The 22,002-nt window shown below is 64.3% G+C and carries 25 protein-coding genes; 12 read left to right on the top strand and 13 right to left on the bottom strand.

The features are described 5' to 3' along the window. Positions 1 to 15: 15 nt before the first annotated feature. From bchL to PVV74_RS13570, 12 genes are all read left to right on the top strand, one after another. Complete coding sequence (bchL, locus tag PVV74_RS13625; RefSeq protein WP_152493171.1) at positions 16 to 912, top strand: ferredoxin:protochlorophyllide reductase (ATP-dependent) iron-sulfur ATP-binding protein; 897 nt, start codon at positions 16 to 18, stop codon at positions 910 to 912. 112 nt (positions 913 to 1,024) lie between these two features. Then, positions 1,025 to 1,705, top strand: a complete 681-nt coding sequence (bchM, locus tag PVV74_RS13620) for a magnesium protoporphyrin IX methyltransferase (RefSeq protein WP_274593568.1) — start codon at positions 1,025 to 1,027, stop codon at positions 1,703 to 1,705. After that, complete coding sequence (locus tag PVV74_RS13615) at positions 1,702 to 3,141, top strand: PucC family protein (RefSeq protein WP_274593567.1); 1,440 nt, start codon at positions 1,702 to 1,704, stop codon at positions 3,139 to 3,141. Before bchM ends, PVV74_RS13615 begins: the two co-directional genes overlap by 4 nt. Before the next feature lie 27 nt (positions 3,142 to 3,168). Beyond that, positions 3,169 to 3,942, top strand: coding sequence for a photosynthetic reaction center subunit H (gene puhA, locus PVV74_RS13610; protein ID WP_274593566.1), 774 nt, complete (start codon positions 3,169 to 3,171; stop codon positions 3,940 to 3,942). 28 nt (positions 3,943 to 3,970) lie between these two features. After that, positions 3,971 to 4,633 (top strand): photosynthetic complex putative assembly protein PuhB, encoded by a 663-nt coding sequence (gene puhB, locus PVV74_RS13605; protein ID WP_103764429.1) that lies wholly within the window; start codon positions 3,971 to 3,973, stop codon positions 4,631 to 4,633. A 17-nt stretch (positions 4,634 to 4,650) separates the two neighbouring features. Continuing rightward, positions 4,651 to 5,124 carry a photosynthetic complex assembly protein PuhC gene (gene puhC, locus PVV74_RS13600; protein ID WP_274593565.1) on the top strand — a complete coding sequence of 158 codons (474 nt, stop codon included), beginning with the start codon at positions 4,651 to 4,653 and terminating at the stop codon, positions 5,122 to 5,124. Positions 5,125 to 5,141: 17 nt separating this feature from the next. Next, positions 5,142 to 5,438 carry a hypothetical protein gene (locus PVV74_RS13595; protein ID WP_103764315.1) on the top strand — a complete coding sequence of 99 codons (297 nt, stop codon included), beginning with the start codon at positions 5,142 to 5,144 and terminating at the stop codon, positions 5,436 to 5,438. Then, positions 5,435 to 6,565 carry a magnesium-protoporphyrin IX monomethyl ester (oxidative) cyclase gene (gene acsF, locus PVV74_RS13590; protein WP_274593564.1) on the top strand — a complete coding sequence of 377 codons (1,131 nt, stop codon included), beginning with the start codon at positions 5,435 to 5,437 and terminating at the stop codon, positions 6,563 to 6,565. Before PVV74_RS13595 ends, acsF begins: the two co-directional genes overlap by 4 nt. A 97-nt stretch (positions 6,566 to 6,662) precedes the next feature. Next, on the top strand, positions 6,663 to 7,481 hold the full coding sequence (gene puhE / locus PVV74_RS13585; RefSeq protein WP_103764317.1) for a putative photosynthetic complex assembly protein PuhE: 819 nt from the start codon (positions 6,663 to 6,665) through the stop codon (positions 7,479 to 7,481). Then, positions 7,471 to 8,685, top strand: coding sequence for a 5-aminolevulinate synthase (hemA, locus tag PVV74_RS13580; RefSeq protein WP_103764318.1), 1,215 nt, complete (start codon positions 7,471 to 7,473; stop codon positions 8,683 to 8,685). Before puhE ends, hemA begins: the two co-directional genes overlap by 11 nt. Before the next feature lie 125 nt (positions 8,686 to 8,810). Further along, positions 8,811 to 9,233 carry a c-type cytochrome gene (locus PVV74_RS13575; protein WP_274593563.1) on the top strand — a complete coding sequence of 141 codons (423 nt, stop codon included), beginning with the start codon at positions 8,811 to 8,813 and terminating at the stop codon, positions 9,231 to 9,233. A gap of 101 nt (positions 9,234 to 9,334) precedes the next feature. After that, positions 9,335 to 9,871 (top strand): putative glycolipid-binding domain-containing protein, encoded by a 537-nt coding sequence (locus tag PVV74_RS13570; protein WP_274593562.1) that lies wholly within the window; start codon positions 9,335 to 9,337, stop codon positions 9,869 to 9,871. A gap of 5 nt (positions 9,872 to 9,876) precedes the next feature. On the opposite strand, the gene PVV74_RS13565 is transcribed toward PVV74_RS13570, so the two are convergent. From PVV74_RS13565 to bchC, 13 genes are all read right to left on the bottom strand, one after another. Beyond that, positions 9,877 to 10,692, bottom strand: a complete 816-nt coding sequence (locus tag PVV74_RS13565; protein WP_443217221.1) for a MauE/DoxX family redox-associated membrane protein — start codon at positions 10,690 to 10,692, stop codon at positions 9,877 to 9,879. Between the two features lie 146 nt (positions 10,693 to 10,838). Then, a complete protein-coding gene (dxs, locus tag PVV74_RS13560) occupies positions 10,839 to 12,767 on the bottom strand; it encodes a 1-deoxy-D-xylulose-5-phosphate synthase (RefSeq protein WP_274593561.1) in 1,929 nt (642 codons plus the stop codon). A gap of 103 nt (positions 12,768 to 12,870) precedes the next feature. Next, the gene (pufC, locus tag PVV74_RS13555; protein WP_274593560.1) at positions 12,871 to 13,965 is read right to left on the bottom strand and encodes a photosynthetic reaction center cytochrome PufC; all 1,095 of its coding nucleotides are present in this window, start codon (positions 13,963 to 13,965) and stop codon (positions 12,871 to 12,873) included. A gap of 3 nt (positions 13,966 to 13,968) precedes the next feature. Next, complete coding sequence (gene pufM / locus PVV74_RS13550; RefSeq protein ID WP_103764322.1) at positions 13,969 to 14,955, bottom strand: photosynthetic reaction center subunit M; 987 nt, start codon at positions 14,953 to 14,955, stop codon at positions 13,969 to 13,971. A 3-nt stretch (positions 14,956 to 14,958) separates the two neighbouring features. Then, positions 14,959 to 15,798: a photosynthetic reaction center subunit L gene (gene pufL, locus PVV74_RS13545; RefSeq protein ID WP_103764323.1), complete on the bottom strand. Its 840-nt coding sequence runs from the start codon at positions 15,796 to 15,798 to the stop codon at positions 14,959 to 14,961. Positions 15,799 to 15,908: 110 nt separating this feature from the next. Beyond that, positions 15,909 to 16,076: a light-harvesting antenna LH1, alpha subunit gene (gene pufA / locus PVV74_RS13540; protein ID WP_057794643.1), complete on the bottom strand. Its 168-nt coding sequence runs from the start codon at positions 16,074 to 16,076 to the stop codon at positions 15,909 to 15,911. 13 nt (positions 16,077 to 16,089) lie between these two features. Beyond that, positions 16,090 to 16,239 carry a light-harvesting antenna LH1, beta subunit gene (gene pufB, locus PVV74_RS13535; RefSeq protein ID WP_057794645.1) on the bottom strand — a complete coding sequence of 50 codons (150 nt, stop codon included), beginning with the start codon at positions 16,237 to 16,239 and terminating at the stop codon, positions 16,090 to 16,092. A gap of 133 nt (positions 16,240 to 16,372) precedes the next feature. Beyond that, positions 16,373 to 16,597, bottom strand: coding sequence for a cytochrome PufQ (gene pufQ, locus PVV74_RS13530; protein ID WP_057794646.1), 225 nt, complete (start codon positions 16,595 to 16,597; stop codon positions 16,373 to 16,375). Further along, a complete protein-coding gene (gene bchZ / locus PVV74_RS13525; RefSeq protein ID WP_274593559.1) occupies positions 16,590 to 18,086 on the bottom strand; it encodes a chlorophyllide a reductase subunit Z in 1,497 nt (498 codons plus the stop codon). The genes pufQ and bchZ overlap by 8 nt, the downstream gene beginning before the upstream one ends. 262 nt (positions 18,087 to 18,348) lie before the next feature. Then, the gene (bchY, locus tag PVV74_RS13520) at positions 18,349 to 19,911 is read right to left on the bottom strand and encodes a chlorophyllide a reductase subunit Y (protein ID WP_274593558.1); all 1,563 of its coding nucleotides are present in this window, start codon (positions 19,909 to 19,911) and stop codon (positions 18,349 to 18,351) included. After that, on the bottom strand, positions 19,908 to 20,042 hold the full coding sequence (locus PVV74_RS13515) for a hypothetical protein (protein ID WP_274593557.1): 135 nt from the start codon (positions 20,040 to 20,042) through the stop codon (positions 19,908 to 19,910). The genes bchY and PVV74_RS13515 overlap by 4 nt, the downstream gene beginning before the upstream one ends. Beyond that, positions 20,029 to 21,033 carry a chlorophyllide a reductase iron protein subunit X gene (locus tag PVV74_RS13510; protein WP_274593556.1) on the bottom strand — a complete coding sequence of 335 codons (1,005 nt, stop codon included), beginning with the start codon at positions 21,031 to 21,033 and terminating at the stop codon, positions 20,029 to 20,031. The genes PVV74_RS13515 and PVV74_RS13510 overlap by 14 nt, the downstream gene beginning before the upstream one ends. Beyond that, entirely contained in the window at positions 21,030 to 21,971 is a 942-nt protein-coding gene (gene bchC, locus PVV74_RS13505) for a chlorophyll synthesis pathway protein BchC (protein ID WP_274593555.1), read from the bottom strand. Before bchC ends, PVV74_RS13510 begins: the two co-directional genes overlap by 4 nt. Positions 21,972 to 22,002 lie beyond the last annotated feature (31 nt).

Raw genomic sequence — 22,002 nt, 5'->3', positions numbered from 1 at the left:
AAGGACAGGCGACACATGAGCCCTCGCGACGACATTCCGGCCCTCAGGGGCCAAGACGGCGAAGGATCGGTTCAGGTTCACCAAGACCCATCGATGAAGATCGAAGGGGCCAAGGTCTTCTCGGTCTATGGCAAGGGCGGGATCGGCAAGTCCACCACGTCCTCGAACCTCTCGGCGGCCTTCGCCAAGATGGGCAAGCGCGTGCTGCAGATCGGCTGCGATCCCAAGCATGACAGTACCTTCACCCTGACCGGTCGCTTGCAGCCAACGGTGATCGACATCCTGAAAGAGGTCGATTTCCACCCCGAGGAACTGCGACCCGAGGATTTCGTGGCCGATGGCTGGGGCGGCGTCAAATGCGTCGAAGCAGGGGGGCCGCCCGCCGGCACCGGCTGCGGCGGCTATGTCGTGGGCCAGACGGTCAAGCTGCTGAAACAGCACCATATGCTGGAAGACACAGATGTGGTGATCTTCGACGTGCTGGGCGACGTGGTCTGCGGCGGTTTCGCGGCCCCCCTGCAACATGCCGACCGCGCGGTGATCGTCACCGCGAATGACTTCGACAGCATCTACGCCATGAACCGCATCATCGCCGCGGTTCAGGCCAAGTCGGCCAACTACAAGGTCCGGCTTGCCGGGTGCGTCGCCAACCGCTCGCGAGAGACCAACGAGGTTGACCGCTACTGCGAGAAAGTCGGCTTCAACCGCATCGCGCACATGCCCGATTACGACGCCATCCGTCGTTCGCGCCTGAAAAAGAAGACCCTCTTCGAGATGCCCGACGAGGAAGACATCGTCATGGCCCGCAAGGAATACGTCCAGCTGGCCGAGACCCTCTGGCGCGGCACCGAACCGCTGGCCCCCGCCCCGATGGAAGACCGCGATATCTTCGAGCTCCTGGGGTTCGATTGATGAACTACGCCGCCGCATATCGCATTGCCGTCCCGGGCTTGACCCGGGACCTCTTGGCCAACGTCGAGGCCCCGGATCAAGTCCGGGGCGCGACACGTGCAGGGGACTCGGCATGACTTACGACCGCACATTGACCCGGGTCGAAACCTATTTCGACAAGACCGCCAGCCGCACGTGGGAGGCGTTGACCAGCGATGCGCCGGTCTCGAAGATCCGGGAAACCGTGCGGCGCGGGCGGGACGCAATGCGCGAACAGATGCTGTCGCGCCTGCCCAATGACCTGCGCGGCGCGCGTATCCTCGATGCGGGCTGCGGCACCGGCGCGATGACCACCGAACTCGCCGCACGCGGGGCCGACGTGGTGGCCGTCGACATTTCGCCCTCGCTCGTGGGCATCGCCCAACGACGTCTGCCCGAAACGCTGGCCCACCGCGTGGCCTTTCACGCCGGCGACATGCTGGATGCGGGGCTGGGCCGCTTCGACCACGTTCTGGCGATGGACAGCCTGATCTACTACCGCGACGCCGATATCGCCCGGTCGCTGGCTACGCTCATGGCGCGCACATCGGGCAGGATCGTATTCACCGTCGCCCCGCGCACGCCGCTCTTGATGGGTATGTGGTACGCGGGCAAGCTCTTTCCCCGCTCCGACCGCTCGCCCACCATGATCCCGCACAGCCCCGCGCGCCTGTCGCGCGCCTATGCGCGGGCCGAAGGCACCGGCACCCTTGTGCCGCTTCAACGTGTGACCTCGGGCTTCTACATTTCCCACGCGATGGAGGTGACTGCATGAGCCGTCCTTCGCCCCTCAAGCACCTCAGCCTGCGCGCCCTGCCCTTCGCGGACGCGGCCAGCGAGGGGTTGCCGATGGGCGAACTGCTGCGGCTCTCACTGTTCCAGGTGTCAGTCGGAATGGCCACGGTCATGCTGCTGGGCACACTCAACCGCGTCATGATCGTCGAGCTTTCGGTCCCGGCCACCATCGTCGCCGTCATGATCGCCCTGCCCGTCCTGATCGCGCCCTTCCGCACTCTGCTCGGCTTTCGCTCCGACACTTACCGCAGCGCCATCGGCTGGAAGCGCGTGCCCTACCTTTGGTTCGGCTCGCTCTGGCAAATGGGCGGCCTCGCGGTGATGCCCTTTTCCCTGCTAGTCCTGTCGGGCAATACCGTCCACGACGTGCCCTTCGCGGGCGAGGTTCTGGCCGGCCTGGCCTTCCTGATGACCGGCCTCGGCCTGCACATGACCCAAACCGCCGGTCTGGCCCTCGCCACCGACCGCGCGGATGAGGCGACACGCCCGCGCGTCGTGGCGCTGCTTTACGTGATGTTCCTGCTGGGCATGGGCGTCTCCGCCATCGTCATCGGCTGGCTTCTGCGAGACTTCAGCGAATTGGCCTTGATCCGCGTCGTGCAGGGCGCGGCGCTCGCGGGCATCGTGCTCAACCTCATCGCGCTGTGGAAACAGGAAAAGATGGCGCCGATGACACACGCGGAACGCGCCGCGCCCCGCCCCCGGTTCGCCGAGGCCTGGGCCGACCTGATGTCCGGCGGTCAGGCCGGGCGTCTTCTGGCGGTGGTCTTCATCGGCACCATGGCCTTCAACATGCAGGACGTCCTGCTCGAGCCCTATGGCGGCGAAATCCTGGGCCTCTCGGTGTCGTCCACCACACTTCTGACCGCGCTCTGGGCAACGGGCGCACTGGCCGGCTTCGTCTGGACCGGGCGCTCCCTGGCGCAGGGGCGCAATGCGCACCGGCTGGCGGCCCTCGGCGTTCTGATCGGTGTCGCGGCCTTTGCCATCGTGGTCTTCGCCGCGCCGATGAACTCGACCGCCCTCTTCTTTGCCGGGGCCTGCCTGATCGGGCTGGGCGGCGGCGTCTTCGCCGTCTCGACTCTCACAGCGGCAATGACCATGACCACCCGAGGCAAGGCTGGCAACGGCCTCGCGCTCGGTGCCTGGGGTGCCGCGCAGGCCACCGCGGCAGGGCTCGCCATCGCCTTTGGCGGGGGCATCCGCGACGCGGTCAATGCTGCCGCCACCTCCGGCGCATGGGGCGAGGTGCTGAACACGCCCGCCACCGGTTATACCTTTGTCTACCACACCGAAATCGCCCTTCTCTTCGTCACGCTCGCCGTGATCGGGCCACTGGTGCGCAACCCGCGCGCCGCCACCCATTCCACCCCATCGGAGGCGGCCCGCATCGGCCTGGCCGACTTCCCGACATGATGTGCCGATCCATGGAAAGGATATGCCATGAGTAACGCTTTCTTCGCCAACTTCGATCTCGCCAGTCTTTCGATCTGGCTGTTCTGGATCTTCTTCGCCGGGCTGATCATCTACATCCAGCGCGAGAACATGCGCGAGGGCTACCCCCTGGAAGATGATGACGGCAACCTGTCCGCCAACCAGGGTCCCTTCCCGATCCCGGGCGACAAGACCTTCATCCTGCCTCATGGCCGGGGCGAACTGACCGTTCCGTCGGGCCAGCGCCCCGACCGGCAAAACGTGGCCCTGCAAAAAACCGCTGCGGGCAACGGCTTTCCGTTCGAACCCACGGGCGACCCGCTTGCCGATGGCGTCGGCCCGGCCTCCTGGGCCAACCGCGAGGACGTGCCGGAACTTGACGGTCACGGCCACCCCAAGATCGTGCCGATGTCGGCCAACGAACACTTCCACGTGGCCGCGGGCCGTGACCCGCGCGGCCTGCCTGTCATGGCCGGCGACGGCGAGGTCGTGGGCATGATCACCGATCTCTGGGTCGATGAGCCTGAGCAACTGGTCCGCTACCTCGAAATCGAACTCGACGGCGATCACGGCGGCGGCAAGCGACTGGTGCCGATGACCCTGACGCGGATCAAGAGCAACCACGTCAAGGTGCTGAAGCTCTACGGCAAGCACTTTGCCGGCGTGCCGCAACACGCCTCGCCCAACCAGGTGACCAAGCTCGAGGAAGACAAGATCTCGGCCTATTACGGCGGCGGCACGATCTATGCCGACGACGCCCGCCTCAACCCCAAGCTGGGCTGAGACAGCCGGACCGACGGAGGAGACGACGATGCCCCATGACGACTTTCACGTGGAACCGGTGCCGGGCCTGCCCGAACGCCCGCCCGAGGGCGAGCAGATTCTGTGGCAGGGCCGGCCCAACTGGTGGGCGCTCACGGTGCAGTCGCTCAACCTATACTGGGTGGTGGGCTATTTCGTCGTCCTCTTTGCCTGGCGCTTCGTCACCCTATTCGATCAGGTTGGCATGGCACATGCGTTCCGGGTGTCCTTCCCTTTCCTGGTCATCGGCGCGGTGGCTGCGGCACTCCTGCTTCTGATCGGCTATGTGCAGGCCCGCGCCACCGTCTACACCATCACCAACCGACGCGTGGCGATGCGCGTCGGCGCGGCGCTGACCGTCACGCTCAACCTGCCCTTCAGCCGGATCGCCAGCGCCGATCTGGCGCTGCGCCGCTCGGGCAACGGCACCATCGCGCTCGACCTGATGGACCCGCCGCCGCTCAGCTACCTGACCTGCTGGCCTCATGTGCGGCCCTGGCACGTGCGCAAGCCGCAGCCCGCGCTGCGCGCTATCGACGACGCCGCCCGCATCGCGCGCCTCATTGCCGAGACGGCCGAGGCGCAGGTCAATGCACCAAAACTGGCCCGTATACCGGCCGAAACCGACACCGGCGCGGACGACATCGCCCCAGGCGCCGTGCCGGCGGAATGACAAGGACCTGACACGACATGGCCCAGATCGACCACATCCACGCAAACGACCGCGACGGACATGACAAGGAACTCGTCCCGCGCGCGCTGGTCTTCGCGGTCTGCACCTTCGTGCTGATCGTTCTGGCGCTGGTCAGCTGGTCGCGCCTGTCGGGCCAGCCGGTCACCTATACGCCGCCCACCGGTACCATCACGCATGAACGCACCTTCAACCTGTCGGGCGACATGTCCGGCAGCGCCACCGTGACCGACCTCGACGGCACGCTCATCGCCGACCTGAACCCGAAAGAGGGCGGGTTCATCTCGGGCGTCTGGAGGGTGATCCAGCGCGAGCGCACCAAACACCGCGTGGCCCTGACAGGCCCGCTGACACTCGTCCGCTACGACAACGGACGCATCGCGATCCACGACCCGTCCACGGGCTGGAGTGCCGACCTCATGGGGTTCGGCATCGACAACGCCAAGGCCTTTGCAAGGCTCCTGGCACAATAGCAAAAGGAGACGCCAAAATGGGATGGCTGACCAAAGACATAGAAAGGGCGCCCTGCACGGTCGAAGTATCACACTGCTTTGAATCCCTGCACGCGCATGTGCGGTTCAACAACGGGGCGGTGATCCACCCCGGCGACGAGGTCAAGGTTCACGGACCCGAGATCATGGCGCCCTTCGGCGAAGTGGTCAGCGAGGAGCGCGAGGCCACCATCGTTCGCGCCAGCAAACTGGAACAGCTCTGGACCCGCCTCACGGGTGATTTCGAGGTAATGGAGCTGTGCGAGTTTTCCTTCTCAGAGGAGGTTACGCTATGAACGCCCACACCGGAAAGCACACCGCTGACGCCACCACCGTTGAAGAGGGGCTCGCGATCGCCGAAGCGCAGGATCGCCAGTACAACGATGAAATGGCGACCGAGACGGCGATGTCCAACACATTGCTCACGCCGCGGTTCTACACCACCGATTTCGACGAGCTTGACGCCATCGACGTCAGCCCGGTGCGCGCCGATTGGGACAAGCTGATCGACCAGATGCAGGCCGACCCCAACAAGGGCCACTTCAAGAAGAACGAGGATTGGGACCATGTCGATTGGGAGGGGATGGACCCCGCCCTGAAAAAGGAATTCATCGACTTCCTGATCTCATCTTGCACCGCCGAGTTCTCGGGCTGCGTCCTCTACAAGGAGATGAAGCGCCGCGGCAACAACAAGGACATTACCCAGCTTTTCCAGCTCATGGCCCGTGACGAGGCCCGGCATGCCGGCTTTATCAACGACGCCCTGCGCGAAGCGGGGTTACGCGTAAACCTGGGCTTCCTGACGCAAAAGAAGAAATACACCTACTTCCGCCCCAAGTTCATTTACTACGCGACCTACCTCAGCGAAAAGATCGGCTACGCGCGGTACATCACCATCTACCGCCACCTCGAGGCCAACCCCGAGCATCGCTTCCACCCGATCTTCAAGTGGTTCCGCGAATGGTGCAATGACGAGTTCAGCCACGGCGAGGCCTTCGCCCTGCTGATGAAGACGGACCCCAAGCTGACCTCGGGTCGCAATGTCTACTGGATCAAGTTCTTCCTCACGGCGGTCTACGCGACGATGTATGTCCGCGACCACCAGCGCCCGGCTTTTCATAAGGCACTCGGCGTCGATCCCGACTGGTACGCGCACGAGGTATTCACCAAGACATCCACGCTGACCAAGCAGATCTTCCCGATCACCCTGGATATCGAAAGCCCGAAATGGCAGCCGCTCCTGGAGAAACTGCAAAAGGCCAACGTAGACCTCGACGCCGCGCGCAAAGAGGGCGGGCCGATGGGTTTCGTCAAGCGTCTGTCGGCGCAGGCGCGCGCGGGTACTGCCTTCGTGCGGCTGATGCTGATCCCCTCGAAATCGCACAAGGTGCCCGAAAACGTGCGGCTGGAGCCGGCCTACTGATGACCGGCCCTCGCCATATCGCACGACCCGCCCCGGACTTGATCCGGGGCCTCGTGCCGGCAGAGGTCCCGGGTCAGGCCCGGGACCGGGCGACCCGATGCTGACCTCCCCCTGGATCGCGGCCCTTGCGGCCCTCTTTATCTGGTGGTTCTCCACCGGGGCGATCCTGATGGTGGTGCGCCATGCCGACCGGGCCGGCGGAAACGCCCGCATGATCTGCCTGCTGTCGTCGCTGCCCTTGCTGGCTCTTGGCCTCTGGGGATTCCAGGCGACCCTGTCGATGGACACGACGCTTGCGGCCTATGGCGCGTTCCTCGCGGCGTTGGCGATCTGGGGCTGGGTGGAACTCACGTTCCTGACGGGCATGATCACCGGCCCCAACCTGCGCGCCTGTCCCGACGGCCTGCCGGAATGGGAACGCTTCATCCGCGCCTGGGGCACCGTGGCCTATCACGAGACTTTGCTGACGCTGATCTTCGTCGCGATGTGGCTGCACGCCGCCGGGTCGGTGAACACGTTTGGCCTCTGGACCTTCACGATCCTCTACTTCGCCCGTATCTCGGCCAAGCTGAACCTCTATTTCGGCGTGCCGCGCATCAACACCGAATTCCTGCCCGAGGCGCTTGGCCACCTCGCCAGCCATTTCCGCATCCAGCGGCTCAACTGGGTCTTCCCGATCTCCGTGTCGGCCCTGACCTTCGCCGTGGCCTGCTGGCTGGAACGGCTCTACGCGGCCCAATCCGCATTCGACGTGGTGGGCTTCGCGCTTCTGTCGGCGATCGCCGGCCTCGCGCTTCTCGAACATTGGCTGATGGTGCTGCCATTGCCCGATGCCAAGCTCTGGCGCTGGATGCTTCCCGCGCCCAAACCGACACAAGACAAAAATACAAGACCGGAGGGATCCCATGGATTTTGATGCCATGTTCAACGCGCAGCTCGGCGCACTCAAGGAAGAGGGCAACTACCGCATCTTCGCCGAACTCGAACGCCGCTGCGGTGATTTCCCCCGGGCGCGCAGCCATGACGCCGACACCCCCGACGAGGTCACGGTCTGGTGCTCCAACGACTATCTGGGAATGGGCCAGAACGACGAAATTCGCCAAGTGATGAAGGACGCCATCGACCAGTGCGGTACCGGCGCCGGCGGCACCCGCAACATTTCGGGCACCAACAAGTATCACGTGGCACTCGAACACGAATTGGCCAATCTGCACGGCAAGGAAAGTGCCCTGCTCTTCACCTCCGGCTACGTGTCCAACTGGGCCGCGCTCGGCACGCTTGGCGCGCGCCTGCCCGACGCGGTGATCCTCTCGGACGAGCTCAACCACGCCTCGATGATCGAGGGCATCCGCCACTCCCGCGCACAGAAACGCATCTGGAAGCACAACGACCCCGAAGACCTCGACCGGCAACTGGCCACGCTGCCAGCCAACGCGCCCAAGATCGTGGCATTCGAGAGCGTTTATTCCATGGATGGTGACATCTGCCCGATGCAGGAAATCGTCGAAGTGGCCGAGAAACACGGTGCCATGACCTATCTCGACGAGGTCCATGCCGTCGGCCTATACGGCCCGCGCGGTGGCGGTGTGTCCGAGCGCGAAGGCCTGGCCGACCGCATCACCCTGATCGAGGGCACGCTGGGCAAGGCCTATGGCTGCATGGGCGGCTACATCACCGGCTCGGCCGCGATGTGCGATTTCGTCCGCAGCTTTTCCTCGGGGTTCATTTTCACCACCGCCCTGCCCCCGGCCGTGGCCGCGGCAGCGCAAGCCAGCGTCGCGCATCTCAAGCAAAGCCGCGCCGAACGTGACGCGCAACGCGACCGAGTCGCCTACCTGCGGGCCCAGCTCGACAAGCGCGGCATCCCGCACATGGACAATGCCAGCCACATCATCCCCGTGATGATCAAGGACCCGGTCAAGTGCCGGATGCTGGCAGACATCCTGATGCAGGACTGGGGCATCTACGTGCAGCCGATCAACTATCCAACCGTGCCCAAGGGCACCGAACGGCTGCGTTTCACCCCCGGCCCGCTGCACAGCTACGACGATATCGACCACCTTGTCGAAGCGCTCGGCGTCCTGTGGAAGCAGTGCGCGATAGCCCACGCCGTTGCCTGAGTTTCGCTGCGGCAATCCGTCAACCATGCGGAACCTTCAAACCCGCCGCAAGGTTGAGAATATGTCGGTTGATTTGGCCTGATATCAGCTATGTCATACAGACAGCCAAACGTATGGAGGACTCAATGAAGATCCACTTTACAGCCATCGCCCTTGCCAGTCTTGCCGCCCCCGCCTTGGCCCAGGACGGTGACGCCGAAGCCGGCGAAAAAGCCTTTCGCCAGTGCAAGGCCTGCCACATGGTCATCGACGACGCAGGCGAAACCATCGTCAAGGGCGGCCAGGTCGGCCCCAACCTTTATGGCCTCGCCGGTCGCACCGCAGGCTCGGTCGAGGATTTCAATTATTCCGACCTCGTGGTCGCCGCCGGCGAAGCAGGTCTCGAATGGGACCAGGAAAGCTTTACCGGCTACGTGCAGGACCCGACGCCGTGGTTGAAAGAATACACCGGCGAAGACGGTCGCGGGAAAATGACCTTCAAGCTGCGCAAGGAAGAGGACGCCGCGGATATCTGGGCCTATCTCGCCTCGGTCGGTCCCGAAAGCTGATCCACCATCCCGCATTCGAAAAGGCCGCCTTGGAGGGCGGCCTTTTTCGTGCCGCGTTGCACGCATCATGCTAGGATACACTCAAAACAGGAGAGAGCGTCATGATCGCAGGGGCACATGCAATTCTCTGGCTGCGCGAAGACGGCAAGGGCAATGACGCCTGCCGGTTCGCCGATGCCGAGGGCGGATATCTGATCGACGGATCCTCGACCGACGCGGACGGCACCGTTCTTCGATACCGCATCCGCGCCCGTGCCGATGGCACGACCCGGCGCGTTCGAATCGGCAGGAAATCCCGCCTGAATCTGCGCCACAAGAAGGACGGCAGCTGGACGTTGAACGACGCCCCGATGCCCGGCATCCAGGGCGCCACCGATATCCTCCTCGACTTCACGCCGGCGAGCTTTACCCTGCCAATCCGCCGTCTTGCCCTCGACACTGGCGCGCAGTCCGAAATCATCGCGGCACGGCTGGACATGGCAACCGAACAGCTTACCCCGCTTCATCTCGTTTTCCGGCGCATTTCAGAAGACACCTACGAAGTCGAAACTGTCGAGACAGGTACGACCACAAGAATTTCGGTCGACGACCAGGGCATCGTGCAGTCGCAGCCGGGCCAGTGGATCGCGCAGGCCTGACCCCGCTATCCGGCCATCTGGCCGGCCAGCATCCATATCCCCATGCCCAGCATAACCAGGTTTTCGGTCAGCGAAATGACCCCCAAGGGCACGTTCGATCCGCCACCGACGCAGGCACAGGTCAACTCGCGCTTGTCGATATAGACGGCCTTGAACACGCTCCACCCGCCGACGGCCCCGATCAAGATCGCCACAGGCGCGACCAGCCAGATCAGCGCGCTGCCCGTACCGATCAGTGCCATCATGCCTACGCCCGCGTAAAGCTCGGCAAAGGGATAGGCATAGCCGTATGGCACGTATCGCTGCGCCAGCAGGTCATAGCCCAGAAAGCCATTCACGAAGCCTTCGACATCCTGAAGCTTCTGGACGGCCAGAACCACCATCGAACTCGCAAAGAACCATTTCAACCATGTCAGCAGCGGAATGCCGTCATAGAGGTTCAACACGATCGCCAGCGCCATCAGCGCAGTACTGGCGAAGATCGCGATCACGGGCATGTAGGTCGTGTCGTCGTCGCCCAGCACGCGATAGCCGAAATGCGCTTTCAGTTCGCTGTACCCGCCGATCCGTTCACGATCGATAAAGGTCTGCGGCGTCGTCTTCACACCGTGCGCCTCCATGAACGCGTCGGTTTCATCGCGCGTAGTCAGGGGATTGTCGTCAATCTGGTATCCGCGCCGTTTCAGCATGGACAGTGACTTCAGCCCGAAGGGACACAAATGCCCCGGCATCACCATCCGGTACAACGACGCGGTCTTTTCACCCCCCTCGCTTTTGGAACGGGCCGTATCGGGGCCATCGATCGTGTCCGTGGCTGTCATGGTGAATGCCTTTCGGGTTACTCGCTTCAAGGCAAAACGCCACGACCGGCGTGGCCGCTTCGCAATTCACTGAATCAACGGAATGGCAGCCGGTTTGTTCCGGCGATCATCGCCGGACCCTCGACCCAAAGACGTCCGAAAGCGCGTCAGCCTACGGCGTTCAGCGTGACAATCTCCGCCGCCCGGCCCACGGCCGCGCGCGCGGTCACGGCGATATCGGCCGCCGTCAGGCCCGCATCGGCATACATGTCCTCCGGGCTTGCCTGGTCGATATAGCGGTCCGGCAAATGCATCGTGCGCACCGCCAGTCCCCGGTCGAACGCGCCTTCGGCAGCCAGCGCCTGAAGCACCATCGCGCCGAATCCGGCCATCGCGCCCTCTTCCACCGTGATCAATGCCCGGTGATGCCGCGCCAACTGCCGGATCAGATCCATGTCCAGCGGCTTGGCAAAGCGCGCGTCGGCCAGCGTCACCGACAGGCCCTCGGCCTCCAACGCCTGCGCCGCCGCCCGGCATTCCGCCAGATGCGCGCCGTAAGACAGGATCGCCACGTCGTCGCCGTCTTGCAGGACGCGGCCCTTGCCAATTTCCAGAACCTCGCCCCGCTCCGGCAGGTCGACCCCCGTCCCCGCCCCCCGCGGATACCGAAAGGCGATCGGGCCTTCGTCATGCGCCGCCGCCGTGGCCACCATGTGGATCAGCTCGGCTTCATCAGAGGCGGCCATGCAGACCATCCCCGGCAAAGCGCCAAGATATCCGACATCGAATGCGCCTGCATGGGTCGGGCCATCAGCGCCCACCAGTCCCGCCCGGTCGATCGCGAACCGCACCGGCAGGCCTTGCAAGGCCACGTCATGCACCACCTGGTCATAACCGCGTTGCAGAAAGGTCGAATAGATCGCGCAGAAAGGCCGCAGCCCGCTCGCCGCCATCCCGGCGGCAAAGGTCACCGCGTGCTGTTCGGCGATGCCGACGTCGAACACGCGGCTGGGAAATCGCTCGGCCATGATGTTCACGCCCGTGCCAGACGGCATCGCCGCCGTCACCGCCACGATGTTCGGATCGCGCGCCGCCTCCTCGGTCAGCGCCTTGCCGAAGACCGAGGTATAGGACGGCGCGCCGCCCGATTTCTTGGCCTGCACGCCGGTCTCGGGGTCGAACTTCGACACCCCGTGCCCGCAATCCGCGCTGGTCTCGGCGGGCGCGTATCCCTTGCCCTTCACGGTGCAGACATGGATCAGCACCGGCCCCGTCGCCCGCGTCCGCGCCGCGCGCAGCACCGGCAACAATTGCCCTATGTCATGCCCGTTGATCGGCCCGATATATTCGAACCCCAACTCCTCGAACAGCGTCCCGGACTGACTCACGCCCGTCACAAGCTGCCGCGCCCGCTTCGCACCTTCGCGCATCGGCGCGGGCAGCGCCGCCTCGAACCCCTCGGCGAGGCTCTTGACCCGCGCCAGCGGCTCATTCGCGTAGAGCCCACTCAGGTAGGACGACATCGCCCCCACGGGCGGCGCGATGCTCATCTCGTTGTCATTCAGGATCACGAACATCCGCCGCCCCTCGGCGCCCGCGTTGTTCATCGCCTCATAGGCCATGCCCGCACTGATCGACCCGTCGCCGATCACGGCAATCGCATCGCCCGTGGGCCGCCCCATGTCGCGCCCCACGGTGAACCCCAGCGCCGCACTGATCGAGGTCGAGCTGTGCGCCGCCCCGAACGGATCGAACTCGCTTTCCTTGCGCTTGGTGAAACCGCTCAGACCATCCTTCTGCCGCAGGGTCCGGATACGGTCCCGCCGCCCGGTCAGGATCTTGTGGGGATAGCACTGATGTCCGACATCCCAGACCAGCTTGTCCATTGGCGTGTTGAACACCGAGTGGATCGCCACGGCCAGTTCCACGACGCCCAGCGACGACCCCAGGTGACCACCCGTTTCGGAAACCGCGGAAATCACTTCGGCACGAAGTTCGTCGGCCAGCGCCGCCAAATCCTCGTCGGGCATCTGCCGCAGGTCCTGTGGCCCCGCCACGCGGTCAAGTATCGGTGTGTTTGGTGTGGTCTGTTGCATCGCACCCCCCTCAAGATGAGATCCGGCGCGGCCCGCAACAGGGGCTGCAAGCAGCGCTGTGTTCAAAGGTTCGGGCGACATCGCGCCGCCCGACCCCTTTTCCTTATTCGCCGTAGTCAGGCTCGCCCGAGGACGTGGCCAATTCCGGCCAGTCCTTGATGACGTTCGTGCCCTGAAGCGGCTGCTGATAGCCCTTGTGGCACGTCCGGCACGCCGCCTTGGGCGCGTCACCGTTCGTCGGCCCCAGCCGGCTTTCGGGCAGCAGCCCCGCAATCGGGATCAGGTAGTCGTTGTTCAACTCCTGCACCATCTGGATGCCCAGCGTCTCGGTCGCCCATTGCGGCGTCACCTGCGCTCCGTCATAGAAGGCGCGGCTGTTGTGACAGAACACACAGTTCACCCCCAGCGAGTTCGAGATGTAGTTCATCAAGGCATAGGTGCGTTCCGCGTGCTGGATGCCGGGGTAGCCATCGACACCCGGCACACCGGCCACGCGGCTGTCCAGATCGTGCACCTTGATGGATTCACCATCCACCAGGTAGGTCTGCAACGCGTCCGACGGCAGCGAGGTATAGCTCGACAACGGCGTCACCCGGTTCTGCACGGCCCCCCAGCCTTCGACCCGCTCGTTGACCGGGCTGATGTCGAACCAGATATCGCTCGGCACGGGCTGGCCGCGGTGGCAGGTATAACAGGTCACGCCGACTTCCTTGTTGGCGTTGACATGCCCGTCCCAGTTCTCGTTCAGGTTCTGGGTCATGCCGATCATGGTATAGCCCACCGAGGTCTGGTAGCTGTCCATGTCCTCGAAGAGGTTGGGAATACCCGTCCACTGCCGCATTGCGGCCAGAAGCCGGTCGTAGTTCTCGACCGTCAGGCCTTCCAGCCCCGGCGGCACGTTCTCACGCGCATCGCCGGCCAGCTCCTCTCCGCCTTGCGGCACCACAGGGTCCGAGCGCGTGGCCATGTAGCCAGCAATGCCAGGATCGGGTTCGCCGAGGTCGGACTTGAACTCGGGCACGGACATGCCGGTGCCACGCGGGCCGGTCTGAAGGCTGTCCACGGCGCTGGACTGATTGGCAGAAACCAACCAGGCCGCCACCAGGACCGCGCCCCCCACGACCCCGATGGCAATCGCGGGGCCATAGATGTTCGTGGGATTGTCGGAGTTCCACTTGTTGAACCAGTTCGGTAGCATGGCTCAGTCCTCCTTGCCGATAAAGGCTTCGTAAGACCCGTAAGCCTCGTAGCCGTAAGAGCCATCATAAGCCGGTGCAAAGTTGTGCTCCTGCGCCCAGATGAACCAGTTGTCCACGACCGTACCGGTCAGCAGAATGCCGATCCCGCCGGTGATCGGCGTCAGAACCGCGAACCACCACGCCCAGCGGTGGATGCCCTCCATCGTGGCGTTGAAGCCCATGGTCCAGCGCCAGAACAGCGCCGCGCGTTCCGTGGCCGTGCCCCGGTCGACGATCTGCTCCAACTCGCGGTCGCCGCCATAGCGCGTGACGGCCAGGATGGTCGCGCCGTGCATGGCGAACAGCAGCGTCGAACCGTACAGGAATACGATGCTCAGGCAGTGGAACGGGTTGTAGTAGAGGTTGCCGTACCGGATCGAGAACGCCGTGGTCCAGTCAAGGTGCGGGAAGATGCCGTAAGGCACCGCCTCGCTCCACGATCCCATCAGGATCGGACGGAAGAGGTTCAGCACCAGCATCAGCCAGATCGCACTCGCAAAAGCCCAGAAGACGTGCTTGCCCATCTTGTGCTGCGCCGCCAGCAGGTAGCTGCGGATAAGCCATGTCATGACACTGACCAGCAGCAGGAAGCTGGCAATGATGAACCAGCCCCCGTCATTCAGCGGCGGGATCGACAGGCCATGCTCCGGCCCCGGCGGCTCCAGCGCCAGCCAGAAGCCCTGCCGCAGAAACTCCGGGATCGACCAGTTGACCTGCGCCAGCATGTTGAAGCCGACGATGTTCAGCGCCAGGATGAAGGTCACGAGGCTTACCAGCCCCGTCCAGCCCAGGTAGATCGGGCCGATCTGAGCGTTGCCGATCCAGCCCACCAGGTTGCTGAACCGCGGCTTGAACCCGCGCTCGTCCATCATGTGGTTGTCGTTGTCCATGCCCCATTCTGGGTTTCCCCGGACTTGGACCTGCGTGAATATGTTCTGATACTCGATCATCTCTTATACCCCCATCTGCGACGGCCAGACCGGCAGCTCGAGCCACCAGTTCCACCACTCGGGCCAGCCCTTGGTCCAGACCGGGCCGCTGATGATAATGCAGATCGCCGACCAGAAGCCCGCGTTCAGCGCCAGCAACAGGCCGACGCGGTGGATGCCCAGCGTGCCGACCGAGTAGCCGATGAAATCCCGGAAAAACGTGTCCTCGTGGTCCGGCGTCTTCATGACCTCACCCTTCTCGGGGTTGGCCGCCGACAGGATCAGACCGCCATGCAGCGCCAGGGCCAGCGTGGTGGTGAAGAAGAACGTCACCGCCAGCATGTGCGCCGGGTTGTAATGGAAATGCAGGTACGCGTAGCCGGTGTTGCTGACCCAGTCGAGGTGACTGAAGATCCCGTACGGGAAGCCATGCCCCCACGCGCCCATCAGGACAGGGCGGAACACGACCAGCGTGACATAGGCGAAGATCGCAAAGCTGAAGGCGAAGGGGACGTGATACCCGATGCCCAGCTTGCGGCAGATCTCTACCTCGCGCAGCGCCCAGCAACTGAAGGCGCCGATCGCGCAGATCGTGATGATCTGCCATAGGCCGCCCTCCATCAGCGGGGCCGCGCCCAGGCCGTAGGACAGGTCGGGCGGCGCGATGTTGATCAGCCAGGGGTTCCACGTGCCCTGGTGGGCCGCCCCCCAGAAGATCAGGATGGTGCCAAGAAGCGCAAAGAACGCGCCCAGCACGCCGAAAAAGCCCACGTAGAACGGCCCGACCCAGAAGTCGAACAGGTCGCCTCCGATCAGTGTCCCCCCACGGACCCGGTATTTTCTCTCAAAGCTGAGCAACGCCATTGTTTCTCTCCGCGTTTTCGGCCGGCCAGTCTTGCCCGGCCGTCACTCTTTGTTCGGTTTGTTGCGGGCGGGCGGACCCGCCCGCAACGAGGTTTGACGATTGTCTTGGATCACTCGGACGCTGCAGCGCGGGACGCTGCTGCATTCTCGAACCAGTTGACGCCGTTCGACAGAACCACCAGGTGGATCATGACGGCCAAAAGGAACAGGAATGCGCCTTGTGCTACGAACACGCGGCGCGGATCGAAAATGAGCCAGATCTTGTAGAACTTCGACATTTTCTTTCCTTCCTCAGAACCAAGGAGCCCAGATGTACGTCGCGATGTGCGCGATGACCGCAACCAGTGTGAACAGCGTAAGGCCGCTCATATACACCGAATGCAACTCCTGGGCTTGCTCGTCGGTAAGACCTGTAAAGGACAGGTCGGTGTTATCAGCCATGAACTTTCCTCCGGAACGTTATGCTGACGCCGCGAACCCCGCGGCCGGGTTCCCCAAGGGCCTTGCGGGCCCTTGAAGGTCTGCTCGCCCAGTCGGGCGGATACAGCTCGGGTTTCGGTCTGGGCACCATGCCTCAGACCGAGAAAATCAGCGGCGTGATCCGGTCCGCCTCGGACCAGGCGCGCGCCAGCGGACCGCGCACGTTCAGCGTGTGGCGCTCCGCGATATCGCGGACCCAGCGGAACGTCGTGAACGGCACCGCGCAAAAGAAGATCAGCGTGAAGTACACCCAGAACTCCGCGGTTCTGCGGCGTCCCGTGGTGCTGCGTCTCGGCGGGTTGGACGTCATGTCAGTCATGGGTGTTGTCCTCCTCTTGGACATCTGCCGTGGCGGCTTGGGCCACGGGCGAAAGGGCTTTCACGGTTTCCAACACGACCCGCTCGGCGCCCTCCCTCAGGGCGGCCTCCTCGGCGGCATCGCGCAGCGTCTTGGCAGCGGAAATTCTGGTCAGCACCGGATGGCTTTCCACGATCCGGTTCAGCTCGGCCTGCGCGTCTGCGTCCCACGGGAAATCCCGGCGCAGCGGCGTCGGCGTGGCGGCCCCCGCATCCATTTCGGATCCCAGCGGCAGGATGTGGAACAGCGCATCGAACAGCCCGTTGCACACTTCCTGGATCAAATAGGTCGCCCCGGCATATCCCATGAAGGGCGTGCCCGTGGCCCGCCGGATCGCGGCACCCGGAAAACTCGCCGGGATAAAGGCAGGCTTCGGCCCGTGCCCTGCGCTCATCTCGGCCAGGTACATCTTTTCGTTGATCGACCCCATCAGGATCAGCGGGCGCTTGTTGTGCACCAGCGACCGCACTTCCTCGTTGTTGGTCTTGGTCCCCGCACAGCGCGCCACGGCAAACCCGCAGGGCAGCCCCATGTCGTTTTCCAGGAAGTTGCGGATGCCCCGCGCGTAGGTCTCGTTCGCAACGATCCCGAAACTGGCCGTGGCAAAGAAATCCTGCGTCACCGAGCGCCACAGGTCCCACACGGGCTTGATCGTCGAATGCTTCTCGCGCTCGATGAAGGACTCGGCGTCCAGCTCCAGCAATTCGCCCAGCTTGCGCAGGAATTTCGTCGTGCTGTCCACGCCGATCGGCGCTTGCAGGTACGGCTTGTCCAGCACTTCGCACAGCCCCCTGCCGAACTCGCGATACATGCAAATGTTCACATCGGCATTCACCAGGTCCCGCATCTCGGCCAGGTGCGCGCCAAGCGGCATCACCATGTTGACCTCGGCCCCGATCCCCTCGACCAGCCGCCGGATCTCGGCCAGATCACTGGGCATGTTGAAGGTGCCATACATCGGCCCAAGGATATTGACTCGAGGCTTGGCATCCTCCGCGCGCTTCTTCTCGGGCGGCATCCGGCCCTTGGTCATCCCGAACTCGGTGAAGATCCAGGTCATCGCTCGGTCGGCGGCTTCCCACTGATCCTCGTCGATGGTCCGCGGCAGGAACCGCTGGATGCTGGTGCCCTGCGGCGTCACGCCCCCGCCGATCATCTCGGCAATGGATCCCGTGACCACGACCGCCGGCAACGCCGGGTCGAGCGTGCCCCAGGCCCGCTTCATCGCGCCTTCCGTACCTTCCCGGCCCAGCTCTTCTTCGCCCAGGCCTGTCACCACGATGGGCAACTCATGCGGCGGCAACGCGTCGGTGTAATGGAGCACGGACGTCACCGGCAGGTTCTCGCAGCCCACCGGGCCATCGATCACCACCTGCAAGCCCTTCACGGCACAGAAGGCATAGACCGCCCCCCAGTATCCTCCCGCGCGATCATGATCCTGGATCAACATGACCCGCCCTCCCGTAGGTCAGGGTTCCACCCAGCCATGGGCGCCAGAATGCTCCATGGTGTGGGCACGCACCCCATCGCCGTCCCGGACTTGATCCGGGACCTCTGCACCCGGAATGATCCACGGCGCGCGGCGGGATTTTCCTCGCCGTCCCGGACTTGATCCGGGACCTCTTCGCCAGAAATGCTCCACGGGGTGGGCACGCAATCGGCGTCGCCGCTCGCTTCCGCCCACCGAGGGGATTTTGTGAACAAAATGCCCCTCATATCATCTCCTGCGCTTTTTTGGCCCGCGCGGCTTTTTCCAGTTTCTTCTGGTTCGTCGCCCGGAAATCCTCGCGTACGTTGGGCTGGCCTTCCCAGACCCCGGCGGTATCGCCGCTGCCCACGCCCTCGAAAAACTCGCGCATCCGGTCCATCCGCCCCTTGTTGGCGATGGCCGCGTTGACCACCTCCGCCAGGCTTCCGGCCCCGGCCGGCCCCATCAGGGGCCGCGCGGAAATCAGGTTGGTAAAATAAAGCCCCGGAACGCCCAGTTCCTTGGCCTTCTGCACGACCGGCGTCGTCCCGATGGCCAGGTCCGGCTTGATGGCTTCCATCGCCGCGCAATCGTCTTCCAGCGACGCGCGGTACTGCACCTTGGTGCCTTTGCTTTCCAGCCAGGCGGCATCCTCCGCCGACCACGGGCTCTTGGCACAGGCCGTGCCGACATAAGGCACATCCGCCCCGCTCTCGATCAGAAGGCGGGCCACCAACAACTCGCTGCCTTCGTAGCCCGACAGCGTGATCGTGCCGTCGATCTTCTTGGCGCCCAAGGCCGCCTCGATCGCCGGCAGGAAAGCATTCTGCGCCTGCGCCACCTTGTCGGCAGGCACGCCAAAAGCATCGCCAATCGCGCTGAACCACGCCGCCGTCCCGTCCCGTCCGACAGGCGCGCTGCCCACGACAGGCCGGCCGGCGGCCTCGAATTCCCGCACGGCGGCGGTGTAAAACGGATGGATCGCCGCCACCGCGCCACAATCCAGCGCAGCATAAAGCTCCCGCCACTCGCGGCAGGGCACGACCGGCCCCGCGGCCAGCCCCATCGGCGCCAGCATCTGGCCGATCATCACCGGATCGGCCGGGAACATCTCGCCCAGCAAGGTCACGGTCGGCCTGTCGGAGACGCCCCCGTCAGGGGCGGCGACAGGCCCGGCCTCGACCTCTTGCCGCGCGTAGTTCAGCATCGCCCCGGCCAAAACATCCTTGGCCTCCGCATGGGTCGGAATGCCGAAGCCCGGCACGTCGATCCCCACGATCCGCACGCCGTTGATTTCCTTCGGCAACAGCCGCAGCGGCACGCCGCTCGCCGTCGGCACGCAAAGGTTCGTCACCACGACTGCATCAAATCGGTCCGGATCAGCCAGTTCGTGCACAGAATCGCGGATGTCCTCGAAAAGCTTGCCGGTCACCAGCGTCTCGGAATTGAACGGCACATAGCCCACCGACCGCCGCGCGCCGTAGAAATGGCTCACGAAGGTCAGGCCGTACACACAACAGGCCGAGCCGCTCAGCACCGTGGCCACCCGTTTCATCCGCAGGCCGACACGCAAGCTGCCGAAAGCGGGACACATGCTTTGCGGCTTGTCGTGCGGACCTTGCGGATAGTCGCGCGCATATTGGTCCAGCAGATCGCTCTGCCCGGCCATGCGCGCGGCTTTCTCCATCTCGTTGCCGGAATGGCATCCAAGGCCCGGGTCGCCCGTCAGCTCCGGCGCATCCTCGCGCGCCTTCCCGCGGATGACCTCCGCCTTGCCGGCGTCGTCATATGTGACTTCATCCGTCATGCATGCCTTTCCGGACCGTCCGAAGACGCGATATCTTTCAACAACCGTCTGATCTGCTCCGGCCGCGCTTCGGCGATCATCCGGCAGGCCTCGATCAGGCGTTTCGTGGTGCTCTGTTCAGGCGTCGTCATAGACCACCTCCAGGCTTTCCTTGGGCGCGGCGTTCTTGCCCCGCATGTCCTCGTCCGTCGCAGGCTCCAGCGTGACGCTGCCGCCCGTCTCGGACTCGTCGAAGAGCCCCAGCAATCCGTCCTGGTCCAGCGGCGCAGGACGCACCGGCGGGGCCAGCGACACCGCTTCGGCCAGACCGGCAAACAGGCTGCCCCACTGGCTCTTTTCGGTGCCGACGATCTGGTAATTTGCCGATTTCTTGCGCAAATCGTCATCCTGCGGGATCGCGGCCAGCACGGGGATGTCCACCGCCTTGGCAAAGGCCTGTGCCTCGCCCGAATGGTCGTCCTTGTTGACCACCAGCCCCGCGACGCCGACGTTGCCGCCCAGCTTGCGGAAATACTCCACCGCCGAGCACACGTTGTTGGCCACGTAAAGCGATTGCAGGTCGTTCGACGCCACGAGGATCACCTTCTGCGCCATGTCGCGGGCAATCGGCAGGCCGAAGCCCCCGCAAACCACGTCGCCCAGGAAATCCAGCAGGACATAGTCGAAATCCCAGTCATGGAAGCCGAGCTTCTCCAGCAGTTCGAACCCGTGGATGATGCCCCGGCCACCACAGCCACGGCCCACTTCCGGGCCACCCAGCTCCATGGCGAAGACACCGCCGCGCTTGAAACACACGTCGCCGATCTTCACCTGCTCGCCGGCAAGGTTCTTCTTGGTTGAAGTCTCGATGATCGTCGGACACGCCTTGCCGCCGAACAGCAGGCTGGTCGTGTCCGATTTCGGGTCGCACCCGATCAGCAGCACCCGCTTGCCCTGTTCGGCCATCATGTGGCTCAGGTTGGCCAGGGTGAACGACTTGCCGATCCCCCCCTTGCCATAGATCGCGATGATCTGCGTCTTGCTGGTGGGTTCGCCCTGTGGCACTTCCAGGCTCGGCTCCTCGCCGGCCTCGTCCCGCAGGCGTTTGTCGAAATCCTTCAAATTGGGGATGTCGTCCTTCACGCGGCGTCCTTCCAGTTGAGTATCATTTTCAAACAGCCGGCCTCCTCGAAGGCCGTCCGATATGCGTCCTCGGCCTCAGTGGCCGGGGCGCTATGGGTGATCAGGCCACCCAGGCTCAGCGCGCCGCTGTCCAGCAGCGCACCCACGGCGGCGAGGTCCTCGCGCGCCCATTCCGCGGCGATGCGCAACCGCGCCTCCCGCATGAAGGCCGGCGGAAAGGCAAAGCTCAGGCCGCCGGGATAGAACCCCGCCAGCACGATTTCGCCGCCTTTCGTCAGCCGTCCGATCAAATCGTTCAGAATGCTCGCATTGCCCGAGGCATCGTAAATCGCACGGTAGTCGCAACGCTCGTCCGCATCCGGTGCGACGACCTCGTAGCCGTCCGCGCCACCGCGCCGCGCCGGATCGGTTTCCCAGACCACGGGCGCCGGCGCTCCGGCGGCAATCGTCAGCCGCGCCAGAAGCCGGCCCAGCACACCGTGCCCGACAATCAGCTCCGGCACGCGCTTGTCCAATCCGGCCATCGCGTGCCGCGCGGTCGCTGCCAAGGCCAGCAATGCGCCTTCCGCTCCCAGCGTCGAATCGATTCGCGTCACTCTGTCGGCAGGCGTCACCAGCCGGCTCGCCGCCCCTCCGAACAGGCCAAACGCACCGTCGAAGCAATCCGCCCCCGGCACGAACACCGTCTCGCCTGTCCTGAAACCACTTTCCGACCCGGCCTCGACCACTTCGCCCGCAGCCTCGTATCCCGGCACCAGCGGGTACCCCGAGCCTGGGAAAGGCGGCATCTCACCGGTCCAGAACAGTTTTTCCGTGCCGGTCGAGATCCCCGAATGGGCAATATCCACCACGATATCGGCAGGGCCTGGCTGCTTCAGCGGCAGCGTGTCCAGGTGCAGGTCTTTCGGACCATTCAGGAATACGGCACGCGTCTCCAACTGTCTGAACTCCCCCCGGTTATTGTGTGAG

This window comes from Roseovarius sp. SK2, from assembly GCF_028807495.1.
GTDB classification, from domain to species: Bacteria; Pseudomonadota; Alphaproteobacteria; order Rhodobacterales; family Rhodobacteraceae; genus Roseovarius; species Roseovarius confluentis.
The sequence above is the reverse complement of the archived record's forward strand: the minus strand, read 5'-3'. Positions and strand labels throughout refer to the sequence as shown.